We start from the raw sequence: 21,610 nt of genomic DNA, 5'->3' as shown, positions 1-21,610 counted from the left end.
CATGACCGTTATGAAAAAAGTGGATGCCGTGATCGTTGGGTTCGGCTGGACGGGCGCGATCATGGCCAAAGAGCTGACCGAAGCGGGCCTGAACGTTGTCGCCCTCGAACGCGGCCCGATGCAGGACACGTACCCGGACGGTAACTACCCGCAGGTTATCGACGAACTGACCTACAGCGTGCGTAAAAAGCTCTTCCAGGATGTGTCGAAAGAAACCGTCACCATTCGCCACAGCGTAAACGATGTGGCGTTGCCAAACCGCCAGTTGGGTGCTTTCCTGCCCGGCAACGGTGTGGGCGGTGCCGGCTTGCACTGGTCGGGCGTGCATTTCCGTGTCGACCCGATCGAATTGCGCATGCGCAGCCATTACGAAGAGCGCTACGGTAAACACTTCATCCCCAAGGACATGACCATTCAGGACTTCGGCGTAAGTTACGAAGAACTGGAGCCGTTTTTCGACTACGCCGAGAAAGTATTCGGCACGTCAGGCCAAGCCTGGACCGTCAACGGGCAGTTGGTGGGCGAAGGCAAAGGCGGCAACCCCTATGCGCCAGATCGCTCAAACCATTTCCCGCTGGAATCACAGAAAAACACCGTATCTGCACAGCTGTTTCAGAAAGCTGCCAATGACGTTGGCTACAAACCCTACAACCTGCCCTCTGCCAATACCTCCGGGCCCTACACCAACCCCTATGGCGCGCAAATGGGCCCGTGCAACTTCTGCGGTTTTTGCAGCGGCTATGTCTGCTACATGTATTCCAAAGCCTCGCCCAACGTGAACATCTTGCCTGCGCTCAAGCAAGTGCCCAACTTTGAGCTGCGCCCCAACGCTCACGTGATTCGCGTCAACCTCGACAGCGACAAAACCAAAGCCACAGGCGTTACCTACATCGACGCACTGGGCCGCGAAATAGAGCAGCCCGCCGACCTGGTGATTCTGGGCGCGTTCCAGTTCCACAACGTGCGTTTGATGCTGCTCTCGGGCATTGGCAAACCCTACGACCCGATCACCAACGAAGGCGTTGTCGGCCGAAACTTTGCCTACCAGAACATGGGCACGATCAAGGCCTACTTCGATAAAGACGTGCACACCAACAACTTCATCGGCGCAGGCGGCAATGGCGTGGCGATCGATGACTTCAATGCCGACAACTTCGATCACGGGCCGCACGGCTTTGTCGGCGGCTCACCCATGTGGGTCAACCAGGCCGGGAGCCGTCCGATTGCCGGTACGTCCAACCCGCCGGGCACTCCCGCGTGGGGCAGCGCGTGGAAGAAAGCCACCGCCGATTACTACACCCACCAAGTGTCCATGGATGCTCACGGTGCACATCAGTCTTACCGTGGAAACTACTTGGATCTCGACCCGGTTTACCGCGATGCCTATGGCCAGCCACTGCTGCGTATGACGTTCGACTGGCAAGAAAACGACATCAAAATGAACCGTTTCATGATGGAAAAAATGGGCAAGATCGCCCAGGCAATGAACCCGAAAGCCATCGCCCTGCTGGGTAAAAAAGTCGGTGACCACTTCAACACTGCGTCCTATCAAACCACCCACCTTAACGGCGGCGCGATCATGGGCACCGACCCGAAAACCAGTGCGCTTAACCGCTATTTGCAGAGCTGGGACGTGCATAACGTATTCGTGCCGGGTGCGTCTGCCTTCCCGCAAGGCTTGGGCTACAACCCGACAGGGCTGGTTGCGGCACTGACCTACTGGTCGGCGCGGGCCATCCGCGAGCAGTACCTGAAAAACCCCGGCCCGTTGGTTCAGGCATAAGGAGCGATGACCATGAAAGCACTTGTTATCGCGACCTTTACACTGTTGGGCAGCGTCTCGGCCATGGCCGACGGGGCAGATCCGCGCGCATTGATCCAGCAGGGCGAGTATCTGGCGCGCGCCGGGGATTGCGTGGCCTGCCATACCGCCAAGGACGGCAAGCCGTTTGCGGGTGGCCTGCCGATGGAAACCCCGATTGGCACCCTTTACTCAACCAACATCACGCCTGCCAAAAGCGGCATCGGCGATTACAGTTTTGCAGACTTCGACAACGCCGTGCGTCACGGCATCGCCCGAAATGGCAGCACCCTGTACCCGGCGATGCCCTACCCGTCCTATGCCCGGGTGAATCAGGCCGATATGCAAGCGCTGTACGCCTACTTCATGAAAGGCGTGAAGCCCGTCGAGCAAGCGAACAAGGCGGCGGATATTCCGTGGCCCATGAGCATGCGCTGGCCGCTGGCCATGTGGCGCTGGACGTTTGCACCCGCGGTTGCGGATTTCACCCCGGTTGCGGGCCAGGACCCAGTGGTCAGCCGCGGCGCGTATCTGGTCGAAGGTTTGGGCCACTGCGGCGCCTGTCATACCCCGCGAGCCCTGACCATGCAGGAAAAAGCCTTGAGCGCGACGGACGGCAGCGCCTTTCTCTCGGGCAGTGCGCCACTGGAAGGCTGGATCGCCAAAAACCTGCGCGGGGACCACAAGGACGGCCTGGGCAGTTGGGACGAAACGCAGCTGGTGCAGTTCCTGAAGACCGGGCGCAGTGATCGCAGCGCGGTGTTTGGGGGAATGAGTGACGTGATCGTCCACAGCATGCAGTACATGTCTGATGCCGACCTGACAGCAATCGCACGTTATTTGAAGTCGTTGCCTGCGGTGAATTCAGCCGACAAACCCCATCAGTACGATCCGGCCGTGGCCGATGCGCTATGGAACGGCGACGACAGCAAGCGCGGTGCAGCGGTTTACATCGACAACTGCGCTGCGTGCCACCGCACCGACGGCCATGGCTATACCCGCGTGTTCCCGGCGCTGGCAGGCAACCCGGTGTTGCAGTCCGAAGACCCGACCTCGTTGATTCATATCGTGCTCAAGGGCGGAACACTGCCGGCAACACACACCGCGCCGTCGACCTTCACCATGCCCGCTTTTGACTGGCGCTTGTCGGATCAGGAAGTGGCCGATGTGGTCAATTTCATTCGCACCAGCTGGGGCAATAAAGGGTCGGACGTCAACGCGTCTGATGTGAAAAGCATGCGCGACTCATCCACACACCCGTGAGGGGGCTGACGCCTCGGCTGCTGAGGAGCAGCCGGGGGGCGCTTACTTCTCGACCACCTGCCATTTCTGCGCCAGAGCGGCCAATCGGCCGTCGTCCCGGATGCGTTGCAACGCGTTATTGAGGCTCTTCTGAAAAGCCGGGTTGCCTTTCTGAAACGGGATCGCCAGTTTGATTTCTGTCGGGGTGCGAGCCTGATTCGCCGGTTCGACAAATGAAGACGCCTGCGCTACGCCTGTCACAGGTGTACGCAGATTGTCGTAGGGCTGACTGAAATCGAACCGATTCTGCAGTTCTGGAGTCAAAGCGATGTGATTGATTGCAACATCGTATTTCCCGCTTTCGACCCCCGACAGCAACTCGTTGCGATCCGTAACCAGGAGTGAGGCATGCACCTCAAGCTCGTTGGCCAACAGCTCGCCCAGCTCGACGTCGAAACCGGTCAACTGGCCGTCCTGCTTGAAGCTCCAGGGTGGCGAAGCAGCATCGAGGGCAATGCGCAACTCGCCCCGATCGTTCACGTCATCAATCAATTCGGCGTGAGCCAAAGGGCTCATCAGTGGCAATAACAGCATCAGGCCTGACAGAAGGCGCATGGTCACTCCTTTGAACGGGATGCAAGCGATTCGCAATAAAGGTTCGCTTTGCTTTATGTTGGTCAACTGCGGGTTGGACAGCGTACCGACTGGAAGTTGTCTTAACCCTATGAATTTTGTGAAAAACGGAGAAAAAAATGAAAAATCTATTGTCTCGCGTTGCACTGGCTTCAGTCCTGATGGGCGCTTCGGTGATCGCCATGGCGGCTACTCCGGCGCCTGAAGGCGCAAAAGTCGCCATCCTTTCCCCGGCTGACGGCGCCACTGTGGATAAAACCTTCACGGTCAAATTCGGCGTTGAAGGTATCAAGCTGGCACCTGCGGGCGACCAGACACCGAACACGGGCCATCACCACCTGTTGATCGACGTTGACCAGCCAATTGCCGCGGGCCAAGTGATCCCGGCAGATGCCAACCACGTGCATTTTGGCAAGGCGCAAACCGAAGCTGAAGTCACGTTGGCGCCCGGCAAGCACACCTTGCAACTGGAGCTGGCAGACAAGAACCACATGACGTTTGAACCCGTCATCGTTTCGAAGAAGATCACGGTTAACGTGAAGTAATTTCTTCGACGCACAAAAAAGGAGACCCGAGGGTCTCCTTTTTTTGTGGCGCGCGACTTAGAACAGTACGCGGCAACGGATGGTGCCGTTGATGCTTTGCAGCTTCTCTTGCGCCAGGTCCGAGGACTCGGCGTCGACGTCGATCACCACATAGCCAACTTTCTCGTTGGTTTGCAGGAACTGGCCGGAAATGTTGATGCCGTTTTCTGCGAAGACCTTGTTGATCTCGCTCATCACACCCGGAATGTTCTGGTGGATGTGCAGCAAACGGTGCTTGCCAGGGTGAGCCGGCAATGCCACTTCAGGGAAGTTGACGGAGGACACCGACGTACCGTTGTCGCTGTACTTGACCAGCTTCTCTGCCACTTCCAGACCGATGTTGGCTTGGGCTTCAGCGGTAGAACCGCCGATGTGCGGGGTCAGGATCACGTTGTCCAGGCCACGCAGCGGACTTTCGAACTCTTCGTCATTGGAGCGCGGCTCGACCGGGAACACGTCGATGGCGGCGCCGATCAGGTGCTTGTCCTTGATCGCGTCAGCCAGCGCGTCCAGCTCTACCACGGTGCCACGTGCGGCGTTGATCAGAATGCCGCCCTTTTTGATGGCGCGGATTTCTTTCTCACCGATCATCCACTGAGTGGCAGCGGTTTCAGGCACGTGCAGGGTCACGATGTCGGACATACCCAGCAGTTCGTGCAGGTTGCCCACTTGCGTGGCGTTACCCAACGGCAGCTTGGTCACGGTGTCGTAGAAGAACACCTGCATGCCCAGGCCTTCAGCCAGTACCGACAGCTGAGTACCGATCGAACCATAACCGACGATACCCAGCTTTTTGCCACGGATTTCGAAGGAGTTGGCAGCGCTTTTGATCCAGCCACCGCGATGGCAAGAGGCGTTTTTCTCAGGGATGCCACGCAGCAACAGGATCGCTTCTGCCAACACCAACTCGGCCACCGAACGGGTGTTGGAGTAAGGGGCGTTGAAAACAGCGATACCGCGTTCGCGAGCAGCGTTGAGGTCGACCTGGTTGGTACCGATGCAGAAACAGCCAACAGCCACCAACTTCTTGGCGCAATCGAACACTTCTTCGGTCAGTTGAGTGCGAGAACGGATGCCGATGAAATGGGCATCAGCGATCTTTTCCTTCAACTGATCTTCAGGCAAGGAACTGGTGATGTACTCAATGCTGGTGTACCCGGCGGACTTGAGAACATCAACAGCGGATTGGTGGACGCCTTCCAGAAGAAGGAACTTGATCTTGCTCTTATCGAGAGAAGTCTTGCTCATCTGCGTAAACCTGTGTCCCAGAGAAAAATGGCAGGGAAGTGGACAGCCTGAGCTGACCTGGCCGGCGTGAAGACCGGCACCGAGAATCGTCCTACGGCTCGATTCTACGGGGGGGCCGTATGCTAGCATAAGCGCCCCGCTAAACACCCATTCCTGCGACGTGAAGCGTTCTCAGGATGACCATGAATTGTTCGAGAGTTCTGTTGATGACCCATCCTGCCTTGATTGATGAGCTAAAGACCCTGGTAGAGCCTGGCAAGGTTCTCACCGACGCCGATTCCCTCAATGCTTATGGCAAGGACTGGACCAAGCATTTCGCCCCTGCGCCGCTCGCCATCGTGTTCCCGAAAACCACCGAACAGGTACAGGCCATTGTGCTGTGGGCCAACGCTCACCATGTCGCGCTGGTACCCTCGGGCGGTCGTACCGGTTTGTCGGCGGCAGCCGTGGCGGCCAACGGCGAAGTGGTGGTGTCATTCGACTATATGAACCAGGTGCTGGACATCAACCTGACTGACCGCACGGTGGTGTGCCAGCCGGGCGTGGTCACCGAGCATCTGCAGAACCTCGCGCAAGAACACGGCCTGTATTACCCGGTGGACTTCGCCTCGGCAGGTTCCAGCCAGATTGGCGGCAATATCGGCACCAATGCCGGCGGGATCAAAGTGATTCGCTATGGCATGACCCGCAACTGGGTCGCGGGCATGAAAGTGGTCACCGGCAAGGGTGACGTACTCGAACTGAACAAAGACCTGATCAAAAACGCCACGGGTTATGACATGCGCCAGCTGTTCATCGGCGCTGAAGGCACGCTGGGCTTTGTCGTTGAAGCCACAATGCGCCTGGACCGTGCGCCCAAGAACCTGACGGCCATGGTGCTCGGCACGGCTGACTTCGACTCGATCATGCCGGTCCTGCATGCCTTCCAGAACAAACTGGATCTGACGGCATTCGAATTCTTCTCCGACAAGGCGCTGGCCAAAGTGATGGCGCGTGGCGATGTGCCTGCGGCGTTTGACACCGACTGTCCGTTCTACGCGCTGCTGGAATTCGAAGCGACCACCGAGGAAGTGGCCAACGCGGCTCTGGAAACCTTCGAGCACTGCATGGAACAAGGCTGGGTGCTGGACGGCGTGATGAGCCAGAGCGAAACCCAATTGCAAAACCTGTGGAAACTGCGCGAGTACATCTCCGAAACCATTTCCCACTGGACGCCGTACAAAAACGACATCTCGGTCACCGTTTCGAAAGTGCCTGCGTTTTTGAAAGAGATTGATGCGATCGTCGGTGAACACTACCCGGATTTCGAAATTGTCTGGTTTGGTCACATCGGTGACGGCAACCTGCACCTGAACATCCTTAAGCCTGAAAACCTGAGCAAAGACGACTTTTTCGCCAAATGCGCGACCGTTAACAAGTGGGTGTTTGAAACGGTCGAGAAGTACAACGGTTCGATTTCGGCCGAGCACGGCGTGGGCATGACCAAGCGTGATTACTTGACGTACAGCCGATCACCGGTCGAGATCGAGTACATGAAAGCCATCAAGGCTGCATTTGACCCGAACGGCATCATGAACCCGGGCAAAATTTTCGCGATTTAATCAGCGGCACAACAGCGGTAGTCGCTGCCCAAGAGTGGTTGAACAACCCGTTTTCCTGGAGCACGCGTGCACTCGGTCTCCAGGGCAACGTCGGCAGCGACGCGTTAAGCGAACCCACCAGCGGAGTCGGTCAATGAGCTATCAGCACCAGTATGTCGACGGTACGAAGATTCACTTTCCAATCGGCAAAGTGGTGTGCATCGGGCGTAACTATGCCGAGCACGCCAAAGAGTTGGATAACCCGATCCCGACTGAGCCTTTGTTGTTCATTAAACCCGGCAGTTGCGTAGTGCCGCTGGAAGGCGGTTTTACCATCCCGACCGAGCGCGGTTCCGTGCATTACGAGGCCGAAATCGCTGTGCTGATCGGCAAGCCGCTGTCCAACAACCCGAGCACCGAAGAGGTGCTGGACGCCATCTCCGGGTTTGCTCCGGGCCTGGACCTGACCCTGCGCGACAAACAGGCCGAGCTGAAAAGCAAAGGCCTGCCCTGGGAAATCGCCAAATCGTTTGACGGCGCCTGCGTGTTGGCACCGTTCGTGGCGAGCTGCACCTTCCCGGACCTGAAGAACATTGGAATTCGTTTGACCATCAATGGCGACGTGCGCCAGGACGGCAACAGTGCCCTGATGCTCAATCCAATCGTGCCGATGATTCAGCACATCGCGTCCTGCTTCTCACTGCAAGCAGGCGACGTGGTCATGACCGGCACGCCGGCAGGTGTAGGTCCGTTGACGGTCGGGGATGAGATTGTTCTGGAACTGAGCGGGGTCAGACCCTTCGAAAGCTGCGTGCGTTAAACCCACCGTTAAATCCCTCTCTCCAGCCCCTCCCTTTGGGAGAGGGCTGACTGTCACTCTCAAACTCTCAAACTCTCAAACTCTCAAACTCTCAAACTCTCAAACTCTCAAACGTCGATTCCAGCAAACCGCTATTCTGTCGAGGATTTTTCCTATACAGAATGTGAACCCGCCGCATGCCAAACTGGAACCACTACTTACAGCGCGTCATTGAATTAATGAAGCGCTATCCGGGGCTGATTGCGCTGTTCGGCTTCTGTTCGGGAGTGGGCAGTTTCATTCTGGTTGATCGTCAGCAAGGCATGGCCCGCTGGATCGCTGTGATTTTGCTGGTGAGCTGGGTCTGGCTGATGCTGGAAAACACCTTCACGCAGCTGTTCATGCGCGTGTTCAAGCGCGAAATCCCTCCGCCGCTGCTGCGTTACGCCACGCAGATGATCCATCAGGAAAGCCTGTTTTTCGTCTTGCCGTTTTTCTTTATCACCACCACCTGGAACAGCGGCCAGATGGTCTTCACCGGGCTGCTCGGCGCCACCGCGCTGGTGACCATTACCGACCCGCTCTATTACAAATGGCTAGCCCCCAAGCGCTGGCTGTTTCTGGCGGTACACACGCTGGCGCTATTCGCGGCGCTGCTGACCGCACTGCCGATCATCCTCAACCTCACCACCTCGCAAAGCTACATGCTGGCATTGGGCGCCGCTGTGGTGCTGTCCATCCCCAGTCTGGCCGTGAGTTTGCCGCTCAAGACCCTGCGCGGTTGGCTGTTGCTGCCGTTGATGGTGATTGCTCTTGGCGGCACAGGCTGGCTGCTGCGCTCATGGGTGCCGCCCGCCACGCTGTGGATGACGGAAGTGGCGGTTACCACGCAATTGCAGGACCGCACGCCGGGCGAGAGCCTCAAGCGCATTGACGTCAACGCACTGCGGGCGCAGGGGTTGTATGCCTACACCGCGATCAATGCGCCACGGGGTTTGAACGAGCGTATCTATCACGTGTGGAAGCTCAATGGTCAGGAAGTAGACCGCATCGCGCTGGATATCAAAGGCGGGCGCAAGGAAGGTTATCGCGCCTGGACCCACAAACAGAACTTCCCGCCCAACCCTGTAGGCCGCTGGCAAGTACGGGTGTTGACGGAAGACGGGCAGATGATTGGCGTGTTGCGCTTCCGGGTTATCGACGCAGATCAATCACCTTCATCGTCCAGTCAGGCAAACTGACCGTATTGTGCTATTACCTATGGTCTACGTATTCGCGAAACGAGCTTGGAGCCGACGATTATTACTGCTAAGGCTGGCGACGCCCAATTAGACACTTCGAGCACACCGGCCCGACTCCACATCAGTGGCGACTGGACGCTGGCCAATTACGCACGCCTCAAGCAACTGACCGAGCAGTTGGCGGGCAAGTACGACGACAGCACCCGCGTGGACCTGGATGATGTCAGCCGCCTCGACACGGCAGGCGCTTCGCTGCTGGTCGAACTGCTGGGCGCCGAACGCGTCAGCCAACTGGCCGACGCGACCTCCAAACTCCCCGCCGCCGACCGCGCCCTGTTGCAAACGGTCTATTCCTCAATGCGCGACTTTTGCGTGCCAGCCAAGCCACCAGAGCAGAACACCGGCATTCAGGTGCTCAGCCGCATTGGCTGCGCGGTCGACAAGCTGTGGCAAGACTCGCTGAAACTGCTGGGTTTCATCGGCCTGATCCTGCAAACCCTGGCCCGCAACCTGTTTCGACCCAAACAATGGCGCATCACCCCGGTGGTGGCACATATCGAACAAATCGGCCTGAACGCGGCCCCGATTGTGGTGCTGCTGACCTTTATGGTTGGCGCGGTGGTGGCGTTCCTTGGCGCGACGGTGCTGGCCAACTTCGGCGCAGGCATTTTCACCGTCGACCTGGTGGCGTTTTCGTTCTTGCGAGAATTTGGCGTGTTGCTGACTGCCATCCTGCTCGCAGGTCGCACCGCGAGTGCGTTCACGGCACAAATCGGCTCGATGAAAGCCAACGAAGAGATCGATGCCATTCGCACGCTGGGCCTCGACCCCATGGATTTGCTGGTGCTGCCACGTGTCCTGGCGCTGCTGATCGCGCTGCCGCTGCTCACCTTTTTGGCAATGATGGCGGGGATTCTGGGTGGCGCTGTGGTGTGCATCGTATCGCTGGGTATTTCGCCCGACATGTTCATCTCACTGCTGCACTCGGACATCGGTGTGCAGCACTTTCTGGTGGGCATGGTCAAAGCGCCCTTCTTCGCCTTCCTGATCGCCGCGGTCGGCTGCCTGGAAGGGTTCAAGGTCGCGGGCAGTGCTGAATCGGTGGGCGAACACACGACCTCCAGCGTGGTGCAATCGATCTTTATCGTGATCGTGCTGGATGCCGTGGCGGCGTTGTTCTTCATGGAGATGGGCTGGTGAGTGCTTCTGTGCAAAAAAACCGCGAGGCGGTGATTGAAGTGCGCGGCCTGTGCAATCGCTTTGGCAGCCAGACTGTGCACGAGCACCTCGACCTGGATGTGTACAAGGGCGAGATATTGGGTGTGGTGGGCGGCTCCGGCACGGGTAAATCCGTGCTGTTGCGCAGCATTGTCGGCCTGCGTCGCCCCAATGAAGGCGAAGTGCGGGTATTCGGTGAAGACTTGATGAGCTTGCCCGAAGAAAAACGCTCGCAGGTTGAACGAAGGTTCGGTGTGCTGTTTCAGCAAGGCGCGCTGTTTTCGTCACTGACCGTCACCGAGAACATCGCCCTGCCACTGATCGAACACGCAGGCCTTAGCCGCCCGGACGCCGAGCACCTGGCGCTGGTGAAACTGGCCCTGGCCGGGCTGCCGTTGTCTTCGGCCGACAAATACCCGTCGTCGCTGTCGGGCGGGATGGTCAAGCGTGCTGCACTGGCCCGCGCACTGGCGCTGGACCCGGATATTCTGTTTCTCGACGAGCCCACCGCCGGGCTAGACCCGATTGGCGCAGCGGCGTTTGACCAGTTGATCCTAACCCTGCGTGATGCGCTGGGCCTGAGTGTGTTCCTTGTCACGCACGACCTCGACACGCTCTATACCATTACCGACCGGGTGGCAGTGCTGTCACAAAAACGCGTGTTGGTGGCCGAACCGATCAAGCAGGTCGAAGATTACGACGACCCGTGGATTCATGAGTATTTCCATGGCCCTCGTGGCCGCGCCGCGTATGAAGCGGCAATCCAGCGTAAGGAGCAATGACATGGAAACCCGCGCCCATCATGTATTGATTGGCTTGTTCACTGTGCTGGTTATCGTCGGCGCCATGCTATTTGGCTTGTGGCTGGCCAAGGCCAGTATGGACAGCACCTTTAAAGACTACGAAGTGGTATTCAACGAGGCTGTCAGTGGTTTGTCCAAGGGCAGCTCGGTGCAATACAACGGGATCAAAGTCGGGGACGTGATCGAGTTGCGCCTTGACGACAAGGACCCGCGCCGCGTGCTGGCGCGTATCCGCCTCGCAGCCAATACGCCGGTCAAAGTCGACACCAAGGCCAAGCTGGCGCTGACGGGTGTGACAGGGACGTCGATCATTCAGCTCAGCGGCGGAGACCCCAACAGCCCGCCGCTCAAAGGCAAAGACGGCAAACTGCCTGAAATCGTGGCCTCGCCCTCGCCCATTGCGCGCCTGCTGACCGACGGTTCTGACGTCATGGCCAACGTGAACATGCTGCTGCACAACGCCAATCGCCTGTTCTCCCATGAAAACGTCGATCGCGTGGGCAAGACCCTGAACAACCTTGAACAAACCACCAACGCCATTGCCGGCCAGCGCGGCGATATTTCCCAGACGTTGAAACAACTGGCGCAGGTCGGCAAACAGGCGAGCATCACGCTGGAGCAAACCACGGCGCTGATGCGCAACGCCAATGGCCTGCTGAGCACTCAGGGCAAGCAGATGTTCGGCAGCGCCGAGCAAGCGATGCAGTCTCTGGAGCACAGTGCCGCCACCATCAACACCTTGCTCAGTAATAACGAAGAGTCACTGAACAACGGCATGCAAGGGCTCAATCAACTGGGCCCGGCCGTTAATGAGCTGCGCGAAACCCTGAGTACGCTGCGCGCTATCTCGCGGCGCCTGGAAGCCAATCCAAGCGGTTACTTGCTGGGCCGCGAACAGAACAAGGAATTCACGCCATGAATCGTACGTATCGCCTGGCAGGTTCAATTGTCTTGGCCGCGAGCCTGAGCCTGCTCAGCGCTTGCTCGATTCTGCCCAAACCCGAACCGGTTGATGTGTACTGGCTGCCGTATGCCCAAACGCCGATTGCAGCCAGCCGCAGCGCGCCAGTGAAATGGTCGTTGCGACTCGACAAACCGATGGCCAGTAATGCGTTGAACAGCCAGAACATTGCCGTGGTGCCGCAAGGCAACCTGATCAGCAACTATAAGGGTGCACGCTGGAGTGACCCGGCCCCGGTGCTGTTACGCAATCGCCTGCTGGACGCGTTTTTGCAGGATGGGCGGATTCAGGGCTTGAGCACTGACGACAGCAATTTGCAGGCGGACTACGAACTGGGCGGCGAGCTATTGGCGTTCCAGACCCACTACAACGGCAAAAGCCCGGAAGTGGTGATTCAGTACAACGCTCGACTGGTGCGCGCGAGTGACCAGCGGGTGATTGCGTCTCGGCGTTTTGAAACGCGCCAGCCGCTCAACAACCCCATGGTGCCAAGCGTGGTGGCAGGCTTTGGTCAAGCGACCGATGCGCTGATGCCTCAAGTGGTGCAATGGGTGATGCAACAGGGCCAGGCGCAGCGCGCCATCACCCCTTAGCAAACAACGCAGCCGGGCCCCTGGATGGACGTTCAGGGACAAGGCTGCGAAAGCTCTTGGGCGTTAACCGAAGAACCAGTAGCACACGCCAATTGCGGCCAATACGCCCGAGAACTCTGCCAACAGCGCGCAACCCACCGCGTGACGGGCACGCTGGATACCGACAGCGCCGAAGTACACCGCCAGCACATAGAACGTCGTTTCGGTACTGCCCTGCACAGTGGCCGCCACCAGCGCCGGGAAGCTGTCGACCCCCTGGTTTTGCATGGTTTCGATCAACAGTGCCCGTGCCGCACTGCCCGAGAATGGCTTGACCATCGCAGTCGGCAGAGCATCGACAAAACGGGTGTCCCAACCCAGCCATTCAACCGCATGGCGGATGCCGTCCAGGCCGAAGTCCAAAGCCCCAGAAGCCCGCAGCACGCCTACTGCGCACAACATGGCCACCAAGTAGGGAAGCAGGTTTTTGGCCACGTCGAAGCCTTCTTTGGCGCCTTCGACAAAGGCCTCATACACCTTGACCTTACGGAGCGCGCCGATCACCAGAAAAATCATGATCAGCCCGAACAGGGTCAGGTTGCCGAGAATGGACGACAAACTGGCCAGCCCGGTGGCTGACAACCCCGCCAACAAGGCCATGAATCCACCCAGAATCAGCGCCCCCGGCAGCAAATACGCCAACACGACCGGGTCCCACAGGCGTAAACGCTGCATGAAGGCCACTGAGAGCAGCCCCACGAGGGTTGAAGCACTGGTTGCCAGCAAGATAGGCAGAAACACCAGCGTCGGGTCAGCAGCGCCCTGCTGCGCGCGGTACATGAAGATGGTGACGGGCAGAAGCGTCAGCGATGAGGCATTGAGCACCAGAAACAGGATTTGCGCATTGCTGGCGCTGGTCGGATTGGGGTTGAGTTCTTGGAGGGCGCGCATGGCTTTGAGACCAATCGGCGTAGCGGCATTGTCCAGGCCCAGTCCGTTGGCGGCGAAGTTCAGGGTAATAAACCCCAGCGCCGGGTGGCCGGGCGGCACCTCGGGCATCAGGCGCTTGAACAAGGGCCCCAGCGCCCTGCCCAGCCAGTCTACGATCCCGGCCTTTTCAGCAATGCGCAGAAATCCCAGCCACAGCGTCAGGGTGCCGAACAGCAGAATCATCACCTCAACCGACAACTTGGCCATGGCGAAAATGCTTTCGACAATCGCCGCGAAAATCCCGGCATTGCCCCCTACCAGCCATTGGGCGAGTGCCGACACGGTCGCGACGACGAAAAAGCTGAGCCATAGGCCGTTAAGCATCACAAACACTCCTTAAAGATGCGGCGAATGATAGCGGCCAACCCCCAGAAACAACAAACCCCGGACAAGTCCGGGGTTTGGGGAGTGAAGCGTGCGCGGGGGCGATTATTCGCCTTTTGGCAGGGCTTCCTTGCTGCGCCAGTGCGGCAGCGAGTTCCAGTAGCGCTGACCCTTGGCCTCGTCGTACATGCCTTCCCAACGCGAAATCACCAGTACCGCCAGGGCGTTACCAATCACGTTCAAAGCCGTACGCGCCATGTCCATCACGCGGTCTACACCGGCGATGAAGGCCAGGCCTTCCAGCGGGATGCCCACGCTGCCCAGTGTGGCCAGCAGCACCACGAAGGACACACCCGGTACACCGGCGATCCCTTTGGAGGTAACCATCAGGGTCAGTACGAGCAGCAGTTGCTGGCTGATCGACAGATCAATGCCGTACAGCTGGGCAATGAAGATTGCCGCGATGCTCTGGTACAGGGTCGAACCGTCGAGGTTAAACGAGTAACCCGTCGGTACCACGAAGCTGCAGATCGCTTTCGGGCAACCGTAGGCTTCCATCTTCTCAATTACACGCGGCAGCACGGTTTCCGAGCTGGCGGTGGAGTAAGCCAGTACCAGCTCATCCTTGAAGATGCGCATCAGCTTGATCACCGAGAAACCAAACATCTTGGCGATCAGGCCCAGCACCACGAAGCCGAAGAACAGGATGGCCCCGTAAACCAGCACCACCAGCTTGGCCAATGGCAGCAACGAGGCAAACCCGAAGTTGGCAACCGTCACAGCGATCAACGCAAACACACCGATTGGCGCGTAGTTCATGATCATGTGAGTCACTTTGAACATCGACTCGGACACGCCCTGGAAGGTTTTCACCAGCGGGTCGCGCAGCTCGGCGTTCAAGCTCGACAAACCAAGACCGAACAGCACCGAGAAGAAGATGATCGGCAGCATTTCACCGCGCGCCATGGCCGCGAAAATGTTCGAAGGGATCAGGTTGAGGATGGTTTCGATGAACGCATGTTCGTGCTGAACTTCTGCGGCCGTCGCTTGATATTTGGAGATATCAACCGTGCCCAGGGTGCTCATGTCGATGCCGGCGCCCGGGTGGAACACGTTGGCCAGTACCAGACCGACCACGATCGCGATGGTGGTCACCACCTCGAAGTAAATGATGGTTTTAAGCCCGATGCGACCGAGTTTCTTCGCATCCCCCACGCCTGCAATCCCGACAACCAGTGAAGAAATCACGATTGGGATTACGATCATCTTGATCAGACGGATAAAGATATCGCCAGCGGGTTGCAAGACGTTGCTGATCCACCAGGCCTTTTCAGCACTGAAATGGTTAAGCAGCGCGCCGATTGCAATACCCAGTACCAGACCGATGAGGATCTGCCAGGCGAGGCTCAGTTTTGCCTTCTTCATGTCATTACCCTTACTTCAAGTGGACTCGGGAAAAGGCTCAGACTAGAGCGCTGGAAAGCGCATTATTCCAAAACCTTTTCCCCCGTAGAAGGTCGCCCAAAATCGAGCTGATTAGGCTCTTCGGCAGGCGAAAAAAGGCGCAACTATTCCCATGCAAGGGGAAGCCGTCTAATGCCGTAAACGCCTACCCTATGCCGAATCGGCATGGATATTGTCCGACAAGACCTTAAACGCAGGGAGCAATAAAGACAGAGAATAGACGACATAACCGCCGCAGACCGGCTGTTTCAAGGTCTTTTTACAGCTGTGACGCGGCCTAAAAATACGTCCGCACCTCAGAAATATCCGACAACATAAATCGGTTATAGAGAAGTAATCATTTTGCTATTAGTCGATAGAAGGTCGACGTCCGCAAGGGTCGCTGAAGCCACATTTTTTTCAAAAATTTGAGTCACAGTAAGGTTTTACGAATAAAAAGAAGACTTTTCAGACGAAAAAAAACCAAGGCATAACCTTGGCTTTTTTACTCATCAACAGCTGAAGAAACTGCCCAACGGGTTAGTACCAGTTAGGGTCTTTCTTCAATTGTTCTTTTAGCAGTGCTTGCATACCGGCATCAGGCTGACCCAAGAATCGATAATCGGCATGACGCGTCGGCGACTTATCAGCCGGCAAACCTGCTGGCACTTCGACCAACATGCCGTAAGCGTGCTTCTTGTCGAGGCTGACCGCCACGATAAGACGCTTGTTCAAACAGGTCTGCGCGGTTTCACAAAGAGGCCCGACCAGGTAGGCATCGCCATCTTCAGTCAACGCGTTCATCTGCTCGGCGCTTCCCGACAGGTTCATCACCCATTCCGGAAGGCGCTCTTCCTTTTTGACCACGGCTTGCCATGTGTCCCGGTAAGCGGGGTCATTTAACAGGTCGTTGGCACGGGACTGGCCATCATTGGCTGCCAGCGCCATGGCACTGCCGCCCATCAACAGGGCAGCGGCCATTGCCTTAAAGGATCGGTTAAACATAGTTATCCTCGACCGCGGCGGCCAAAGATGAAGGACACCACGAACATCACCAGGAAGACGACGAACAGAATTTTGGCGATACCGGTGGCGGTGCCCGCGATACCACCAAAGCCCAGAACGGCTGCGATGATGGCGATAATCAGAAAGGTAATTGCCCAACTCAACATGGTGATTCTCCTTATTACTGTGGGAAAGCGTGTCGATCTCGATGCAGCGTCTCAAGCCCGAAAGGGTCTCAAGGTTGTGAACACTTAAAACACCCAACGTTCCTGCGGCACTTCGGTATTTGCGATTTGCGTCTCATCGGCCGCTGTCAGGGCGTAACCGGAGATCACCTCGGCGCTCGAGCCGATCGCACTGAAGTGCGTCTGCTGGGCGGGTTGGTGCAAAACAGTCTGTACAGGTTGTGTCGCATGCTCAAAACGTACGAGCTGCTGACCACCGATCAACGTGACCAGAAGCGCCAAACTGGCGAACAGGCCTTGTTGAAGATGAAGCGAAGAAAGGCGAATGCGGGATAGACCTAGACGATTCATGCTCAGACTCCTGCCACTCGGTGGTCATTGTTGGGTTGAGGCCGCCAGCGTTGAATGCTGGAAGACTGCGTTACAGGAGTTATTGCAGTCTGCATGCCAAGTTTTAAATTCGAATAAAAACCTTATAAATCAATAAGTTAAAAGACATAGACAATTGCGTGAGCGAGCATCCTGCACGATGCAGAGATGTTGGGTCGGGCGTTATGCACGACTGACCCTGCTCGCATTCAACCCGTGGCAGGAAGGGATGGCACAATGCAATTGTTTTAGTAGGAGTAATTGACCGCCGCAGCTACTGAAAATCGCCTGAAATCAGTGAGTTACAGCATGCAGGCAAGTGGCTACCCTGCTAGCCTTTCAATCATTCGTGAAAAATCATGCAACTTGCCCGATTATTCCGACACTAACCAACATCACTTACTAAGGAACGTAGGAAATGGAGTCAGCCAAAGAGCAACAGGGCCGCATTCTGCTGGTCGACGATGAGTCCGCCATCCTGCGTACATTCCGCTACTGCCTTGAAGATGAGGGTTACACCGTTGCGACGGCCAACAGCGCCGCGCAGGCCGAGGCTTTGTTGCAACGCCAAGTATTTGATTTGTGTTTTCTGGACTTACGCCTGGGTGAGGACAACGGCCTGGATGTGCTGGCCCAGATGCGGGTTCAAGCGCCGTGGATGCGCGTGGTAATCGTCACCGCGCATTCCGCTGTAGACACCGCCGTCGACGCGATTCAGGCAGGCGCGGCGGACTATCTGGTTAAACCGTGCAGCCCGGATCAACTGCGGCTGGCCACGGCCAAGCAACTTGAAGTGCGTCAGCTATCGGCACGCCTGGAGGCGCTGGAAGGGGAAGTGCGCAAGCCTAAAGACGGTTTGGACTCCCACAGTCCGGCAATGATGGTCGTGCTGGAAACAGCGCGGCAGGTCGCCAGCACCGACGCCAATATCCTGATTCTGGGTGAGTCGGGTACGGGTAAAGGTGAACTGGCTCGCGCCATTCACGGCTGGAGCAAACGGGCGAAGAAGTCCTGCGTCACCATTAACTGCCCGTCGCTGACGGCCGAACTGATGGAAAGCGAATTGTTCGGCCACACCAAAGGCGCGTTCACCGGCGCCAGCGAAAGCACCTTGGGCCGCGTCAATCAGGCAGACGGCGGTACATTGTTCCTGGATGAAATCGGTGACTTCCCGCTGGCGTTGCAGCCAAAACTGCTTCGTTTCATTCAGGACAAAGAATATGAGCGCGTCGGCGACCCGGTTACACGGCGTGCCGATGTGCGCATTCTGGCGGCCACCAACCTCAACCTTGAAGACATGGTGCGCGAGGGCCGTTTCCGGGAGGACTTGCTCTACCGCTTGAATGTCATCACTTTGCATTTGCCGCCTTTACGCGAGCGCAGCGAAGACATTCTGACCCTGGCCGACCGTTTTCTGGCACGTTTCGTCAAAGAGTATGCACGGCCCGCACGGGGCTTCAGCGATGAGGCGCGTCAGGCGCTGGCCAATTACCGATGGCCAGGCAATATTCGCGAATTGCGCAACGTGGTCGAACGCGCCAGCATCATTTGCCCACAAGAAGTGGTTGAAGTGAGTCACTTGGGCATGGCCGAGCAAACCACACCCAACGCCCCACGTATCGGAGCTGCCTTAAGCCTCGACCAGTTGGAAAAAGCGCACATCGGCGCTGTTCTGGCGACCAGTGACACCCTCGATCAAGCGGCCAAAACCCTCGGTATCGATGCATCTACGTTGTACCGCAAACGCAAGCAGTACAACCTGTGAGTACTCTTCGATGAAACTCGCGATCAAGCTACGAACACGGTTGTTTTTGAGTATTTCTGCGCTGATTACTGTGGCGCTGATGGGGTTGGTACTCGGGGTGTTCGGCGTGATGCAAATGGCTAAAACCCAGGAAGCGTTGATCCGCAATAACTTCATCACCCTGGACCTGGGTCTCAAGCTTCGCCAGACCCTGGGCGATCAACTGATCCTGATGCTGCATAACGAGCCCGATACGCCAGCGCTTAAAGCCTCGTCCGAGCAGTACATGAAACTGCTAAATGAGGGCATTGAGCACGAGCGTAAACATGACTTGCCCAGCGGGTTTGCCAAAGCCCGGGCAGATTATGAAAGCTTCATGCAAGCCTTTAACCAGCCGCATCACAAGGGCATAAGCCTGAGCAACGACAATGAACTCACTCAGCGCTTCAATGCCCTGCGCAACGGCCTGATTGACGAGCACCGCAAAGCGCTGGAAACGATCAATACCGCCCAGGCGCAGGCACGGGATCGGGCGATGGTGATAGCGACTGTACTCGGACTGGTTGGTATCTCCGTGCTGATAATCGGCTTCATTACTGCCCATGGCATCGCCCGTCGGTTTGGGGCGCCTATTGAGGCCTTGGCCAAAGCGGCCGACAACATCGGCAAAGGCAATTTCGAGGTGGTCTTACCGCTCTCATCTGCCACCGAGATGAACCTGCTGACACGTCGCTTCGGGATTATGGCGGAGGCTTTGCGCCAGCATCAGGCAACCAACGTTGATGAACTGCTGGCAGGCCAGCAACGTTTGCAAGCCGTGCTCGACAGCATTGACGACGGGTTATTGATGATCGATCAGGAAGGTCGCCTGGAACACTTGAACCCGGTCGCGCAGCGCCAATTAGGTTGGGACGAGGGGCGATTGGGCCAGCGACTGGGCGAAGCACTGAGCCGGCCGGAGCTGGATCAGCAATTGCTCACAGTGCTGCGCGGGGGCAGTCTGGAACGCTTGCCCGAAGACCTGAGCGTCGACATTGAAGGCGAAACACGCCTGCTGACGTACAGCCTGACCCCGGTAAGCCAGCCCAATGGACCAATTCTGGGTGCGGTGATGGTGCTGCATGATGTCACCGAGCAGCGGGCGTTTGAGCGCGTTCGCAGTGAGTTTGTCCTGCGCGCCTCGCACGAGTTGCGCACACCGGTGACCGGCATGCACATGGCCTTTGGCCTGTTTCTGGAGCGGGCGCACTTCGGTCCCCAATCGCGAGAAGCCGATTTGCTCAATACGGTGAATGAAGAAATGCAGCGGTTGATGCAGCTCATCAATGACTTGCTGAACTTCTCTCGCTACCAGAACGGCATGCAAAAACTGACATTGGCCCCCTGCGATCTGCACGAGATGCTCGATCAAGCGCATGCGCGCTTTGCTGATCGGGCGGCGGCCAAAGATGTCGAGATCCTGATTGACCTGCAAACGCCGCTGCCGCGCCTGAATGCCGATCAGGCCCAACTGGAGCGCGTGCTGGACAACTTGTTGGACAACGCCTTACGCCATACCACCATCGGCGGTCAGATCCGACTGCAAGCGCGACGCCATGGCGAACGGGTAATTATCAGCGTAGAGGACAATGGCGAAGGCATCGCGTACAGCCAGCAAGGCCGTATTTTTGAGCCTTTCGTACAAGTAGGGCGCAAGAAAGGCGGCGCCGGGCTGGGGTTGGCGTTGTGCAAGGAAATTGTGCAATTGCACGGCGGGCGAATCGGCGTTTACTCTCGCCCCGGCCAGGGCACGCAGTTCTATATGGCCCTACCTATATAGGCGCCGCTCACACGTCATGTGCACGGTGCGGGTCATGCAGATGATGTGCGGCGCTACGCCACTGCTGGCCGTGTAATCCAATGCATCAATGAACACCTTATCGATGCAAGGTGCGCAGGTACACCAGGCTGCTTTAGCCGGTGCCAAAGTCATCCACCAAATCGAATGTTGAGATCAGTTGATGGTTGATACAGCATCTTGAAGCCAAACCCTGTTCCTGAGGCTATTTGGTGGTGTTCAGCACATTCAAAATAGCTGCTGTTTCTGCGTCCGGAGTGCCATCAAAGCGGGTGGGCCGGAAGCGCATCTGGAACGCTGCCAGAACGTGCCGCGTGGCGACGTCCAGCTCTCCGGTTTGCGGGGTTTCGTAACCGAATAAGGCCAATTGCTGTTGAAACCAGGTAATGCTCGGCAGTTGCCGCGCATACACGGCCTGAGCGCGAGCCACTGCCTGGGCATTAGGCCAAACGCCAAAGCCTGCCTCTGCCAAACGTTTCCACGGGAACAACGGCCCGGGATCGAGCTTGCGCGTCGGTGCGATATCACTGTGGCCAATGATGTTTTGCGGGTCGATCTTGTAACGCGTGGAAATGTCTTTGAGCAGAGCGATCAGGGTTTGGATCTGACCTTCGGTGTACGGGTACCAGACGCGGCCTTGAGGCGTGTCACGGAAGCCTTTGTTGACGATTTCAATGCCGATGGAACTTGAGTTCAGCCAGGTGCGGCCTTTCCATTGGCTTTCGCCGGCGTGCCAGGCGCGCTGGTTTTCATCCACCAGCTTGTAAAGGGTCGGCGGGGTGTCGCCTATCAGGTAATGGCTGCTCACAGGACCATGGGTGAGCAACTCTAGCGAGCGCTCCAGCGAGGTGGATGTGTAATGCAGCACGATGAACTGCACACGGCTGTCGTAGTTGACCGACGGATGATTGGTGTCCATGCGTGGCCCGCTGGCACAACCGGCCAGCAGCAGGGCAGACAAGATCAGGGTGATAAATTTCATGGCTTGAGCTTTAACGTTAGAGGCAGACAGGCAACAGCATAACGTAAGG

20 protein-coding genes are annotated in these 21,610 nt (G+C 57.5%); 12 read left to right on the top strand and 8 right to left on the bottom strand.

The features are described from left to right. Position 1 precedes the first annotated feature (1 nt). Together HBN61_RS06655 and HBN61_RS06650 are read left to right on the top strand one after the other, a co-directional pair. Positions 2–1,783, top strand: coding sequence for a GMC family oxidoreductase (locus HBN61_RS06655; protein WP_169962317.1), 1,782 nt, complete (start codon positions 2–4; stop codon positions 1,781–1,783). Positions 1,784–1,846: 63 nt separating this feature from the next. Next, the gene (locus HBN61_RS06650; protein ID WP_524539062.1) at positions 1,847–3,064 is read left to right on the top strand and encodes a c-type cytochrome; all 1,218 of its coding nucleotides are present in this window, start codon (positions 1,847–1,849) and stop codon (positions 3,062–3,064) included. A gap of 42 nt (positions 3,065–3,106) precedes the next feature. On the opposite strand, the gene HBN61_RS06645 is transcribed toward HBN61_RS06650, so the two are convergent. Then, positions 3,107–3,658, bottom strand: a complete 552-nt coding sequence (locus HBN61_RS06645) for a transporter substrate-binding domain-containing protein (protein ID WP_169962321.1) — start codon at positions 3,656–3,658, stop codon at positions 3,107–3,109. 137 nt (positions 3,659–3,795) lie between these two features. Between HBN61_RS06645 and HBN61_RS06640 the strand changes: the two genes are divergently transcribed. Further along, on the top strand, positions 3,796–4,221 hold the full coding sequence (locus tag HBN61_RS06640) for a DUF4399 domain-containing protein (RefSeq protein ID WP_094991750.1): 426 nt from the start codon (positions 3,796–3,798) through the stop codon (positions 4,219–4,221). Between the two features lie 57 nt (positions 4,222–4,278). On the opposite strand, the gene serA is transcribed toward HBN61_RS06640, so the two are convergent. After that, positions 4,279–5,508: a phosphoglycerate dehydrogenase gene (gene serA, locus HBN61_RS06635; protein WP_094991751.1), complete on the bottom strand. Its 1,230-nt coding sequence runs from the start codon at positions 5,506–5,508 to the stop codon at positions 4,279–4,281. Between the two features lie 206 nt (positions 5,509–5,714). On the opposite strand from serA, the gene HBN61_RS06630 reads away from it, so the two are divergent. The 7 genes from HBN61_RS06630 to HBN61_RS06600 all read left to right on the top strand — a co-directional run bounded on the left by HBN61_RS06630 (position 5,715) and on the right by HBN61_RS06600 (position 12,703). Next, positions 5,715–7,109: a D-2-hydroxyglutarate dehydrogenase gene (locus HBN61_RS06630; RefSeq protein WP_094991752.1), complete on the top strand. Its 1,395-nt coding sequence runs from the start codon at positions 5,715–5,717 to the stop codon at positions 7,107–7,109. Positions 7,110–7,242: 133 nt separating this feature from the next. Further along, the gene (locus HBN61_RS06625; protein WP_170046381.1) at positions 7,243–7,908 is read left to right on the top strand and encodes a fumarylacetoacetate hydrolase family protein; all 666 of its coding nucleotides are present in this window, start codon (positions 7,243–7,245) and stop codon (positions 7,906–7,908) included. 176 nt (positions 7,909–8,084) lie between these two features. Further along, the gene (locus HBN61_RS06620; protein WP_170046380.1) at positions 8,085–9,128 is read left to right on the top strand and encodes a DUF5924 family protein; all 1,044 of its coding nucleotides are present in this window, start codon (positions 8,085–8,087) and stop codon (positions 9,126–9,128) included. Between the two features lie 57 nt (positions 9,129–9,185). After that, entirely contained in the window at positions 9,186–10,328 is a 1,143-nt protein-coding gene (locus HBN61_RS06615; protein ID WP_094991885.1) for an ABC transporter permease, read from the top strand. Between the two features lie 8 nt (positions 10,329–10,336). Next, entirely contained in the window at positions 10,337–11,128 is a 792-nt protein-coding gene (locus HBN61_RS06610) for an ABC transporter ATP-binding protein (protein WP_170046391.1), read from the top strand. Between the two features lies 1 nt (position 11,129). Further along, on the top strand, positions 11,130–12,068 hold the full coding sequence (locus tag HBN61_RS06605; RefSeq protein ID WP_094991756.1) for an MlaD family protein: 939 nt from the start codon (positions 11,130–11,132) through the stop codon (positions 12,066–12,068). Beyond that, complete coding sequence (locus HBN61_RS06600) at positions 12,065–12,703, top strand: ABC-type transport auxiliary lipoprotein family protein (protein ID WP_094991757.1); 639 nt, start codon at positions 12,065–12,067, stop codon at positions 12,701–12,703. The genes HBN61_RS06605 and HBN61_RS06600 overlap by 4 nt, the downstream gene beginning before the upstream one ends. A 63-nt stretch (positions 12,704–12,766) precedes the next feature. Here the strand turns inward: HBN61_RS06600 and HBN61_RS06595 are convergent, their stop codons facing one another. The 5 genes from HBN61_RS06595 to HBN61_RS06575 form a co-directional block, all read right to left on the bottom strand. Then, positions 12,767–13,996, bottom strand: coding sequence for a spore maturation protein (locus HBN61_RS06595; RefSeq protein ID WP_170046379.1), 1,230 nt, complete (start codon positions 13,994–13,996; stop codon positions 12,767–12,769). Between the two features lie 105 nt (positions 13,997–14,101). Continuing rightward, positions 14,102–15,421, bottom strand: a complete 1,320-nt coding sequence (gene gltP, locus HBN61_RS06590; protein ID WP_094991759.1) for a glutamate/aspartate:proton symporter GltP — start codon at positions 15,419–15,421, stop codon at positions 14,102–14,104. A gap of 558 nt (positions 15,422–15,979) precedes the next feature. Next, positions 15,980–16,444, bottom strand: a complete 465-nt coding sequence (locus HBN61_RS06585; protein ID WP_094991760.1) for an inhibitor of vertebrate lysozyme family protein — start codon at positions 16,442–16,444, stop codon at positions 15,980–15,982. 2 nt (positions 16,445–16,446) lie between these two features. Next, complete coding sequence (locus tag HBN61_RS06580; RefSeq protein ID WP_019828122.1) at positions 16,447–16,611, bottom strand: DUF1328 domain-containing protein; 165 nt, start codon at positions 16,609–16,611, stop codon at positions 16,447–16,449. Positions 16,612–16,695: 84 nt separating this feature from the next. Next, positions 16,696–16,980, bottom strand: a complete 285-nt coding sequence (locus HBN61_RS06575; RefSeq protein WP_169962327.1) for a hypothetical protein — start codon at positions 16,978–16,980, stop codon at positions 16,696–16,698. Positions 16,981–17,416: 436 nt separating this feature from the next. On the opposite strand from HBN61_RS06575, the gene algB reads away from it, so the two are divergent. Further along, complete coding sequence (gene algB / locus HBN61_RS06570) at positions 17,417–18,763, top strand: sigma-54-dependent response regulator transcription factor AlgB (RefSeq protein WP_170046378.1); 1,347 nt, start codon at positions 17,417–17,419, stop codon at positions 18,761–18,763. A gap of 10 nt (positions 18,764–18,773) precedes the next feature. Beyond that, entirely contained in the window at positions 18,774–20,561 is a 1,788-nt protein-coding gene (locus HBN61_RS06565; protein WP_170046377.1) for a KinB sensor domain-containing domain, read from the top strand. A gap of 223 nt (positions 20,562–20,784) precedes the next feature. Here HBN61_RS06565 and HBN61_RS06560 read toward each other — a convergent pair whose 3' ends face one another. After that, positions 20,785–21,561 carry an N-acetylmuramoyl-L-alanine amidase gene (locus HBN61_RS06560; RefSeq protein ID WP_094991764.1) on the bottom strand — a complete coding sequence of 259 codons (777 nt, stop codon included), beginning with the start codon at positions 21,559–21,561 and terminating at the stop codon, positions 20,785–20,787. Positions 21,562–21,610: the final 49 nt, after the last annotated feature.

It is taken from the genome of Pseudomonas sp. WS 5071, from assembly GCF_012985765.1.
In the GTDB taxonomy this organism is placed as follows: domain Bacteria; phylum Pseudomonadota; class Gammaproteobacteria; order Pseudomonadales; family Pseudomonadaceae; genus Aquipseudomonas; species Aquipseudomonas lundensis_A.
The sequence above is the reverse complement of the archived record's forward strand: the minus strand, read 5'-3'. Positions and strand labels throughout refer to the sequence as shown.

Bases quoted from the DNA above. Each gene is read 5' to 3' on its own strand.
- HBN61_RS06655 (WP_169962317.1), top strand. From the start codon at position 2: ATGACCGTTATGAAAAAAGTGGATGCCGTGATCGTTGGGTTCGGCTGG.
- HBN61_RS06650 (WP_524539062.1), top strand. From the start codon at position 1,847: ATGGCCGACGGGGCAGATCCGCGCGCATTGATCCAGCAGGGCGAGTAT.
- HBN61_RS06645 (WP_169962321.1), bottom strand. From the start codon at position 3,658: ATGCGCCTTCTGTCAGGCCTGATGCTGTTATTGCCACTGATGAGCCCT.
- HBN61_RS06640 (WP_094991750.1), top strand. From the start codon at position 3,796: ATGAAAAATCTATTGTCTCGCGTTGCACTGGCTTCAGTCCTGATGGGC.
- serA (WP_094991751.1), bottom strand. From the start codon at position 5,508: ATGAGCAAGACTTCTCTCGATAAGAGCAAGATCAAGTTCCTTCTTCTG.
- HBN61_RS06630 (WP_094991752.1), top strand. From the start codon at position 5,715: ATGACCCATCCTGCCTTGATTGATGAGCTAAAGACCCTGGTAGAGCCT.
- HBN61_RS06625 (WP_170046381.1), top strand. From the start codon at position 7,243: ATGAGCTATCAGCACCAGTATGTCGACGGTACGAAGATTCACTTTCCA.
- HBN61_RS06620 (WP_170046380.1), top strand. From the start codon at position 8,085: ATGCCAAACTGGAACCACTACTTACAGCGCGTCATTGAATTAATGAAG.
- HBN61_RS06605 (WP_094991756.1), top strand. From the start codon at position 11,130: ATGGAAACCCGCGCCCATCATGTATTGATTGGCTTGTTCACTGTGCTG.
- HBN61_RS06600 (WP_094991757.1), top strand. From the start codon at position 12,065: ATGAATCGTACGTATCGCCTGGCAGGTTCAATTGTCTTGGCCGCGAGC.
- HBN61_RS06595 (WP_170046379.1), bottom strand. From the start codon at position 13,996: ATGCTTAACGGCCTATGGCTCAGCTTTTTCGTCGTCGCGACCGTGTCG.
- gltP (WP_094991759.1), bottom strand. From the start codon at position 15,421: ATGAAGAAGGCAAAACTGAGCCTCGCCTGGCAGATCCTCATCGGTCTG.
- HBN61_RS06585 (WP_094991760.1), bottom strand. From the start codon at position 16,444: ATGTTTAACCGATCCTTTAAGGCAATGGCCGCTGCCCTGTTGATGGGC.
- HBN61_RS06580 (WP_019828122.1), bottom strand. From the start codon at position 16,611: ATGTTGAGTTGGGCAATTACCTTTCTGATTATCGCCATCATCGCAGCC.
- HBN61_RS06575 (WP_169962327.1), bottom strand. From the start codon at position 16,980: ATGAATCGTCTAGGTCTATCCCGCATTCGCCTTTCTTCGCTTCATCTT.
- algB (WP_170046378.1), top strand. From the start codon at position 17,417: ATGGAGTCAGCCAAAGAGCAACAGGGCCGCATTCTGCTGGTCGACGAT.
- HBN61_RS06565 (WP_170046377.1), top strand. From the start codon at position 18,774: ATGAAACTCGCGATCAAGCTACGAACACGGTTGTTTTTGAGTATTTCT.
- HBN61_RS06560 (WP_094991764.1), bottom strand. From the start codon at position 21,561: ATGAAATTTATCACCCTGATCTTGTCTGCCCTGCTGCTGGCCGGTTGT.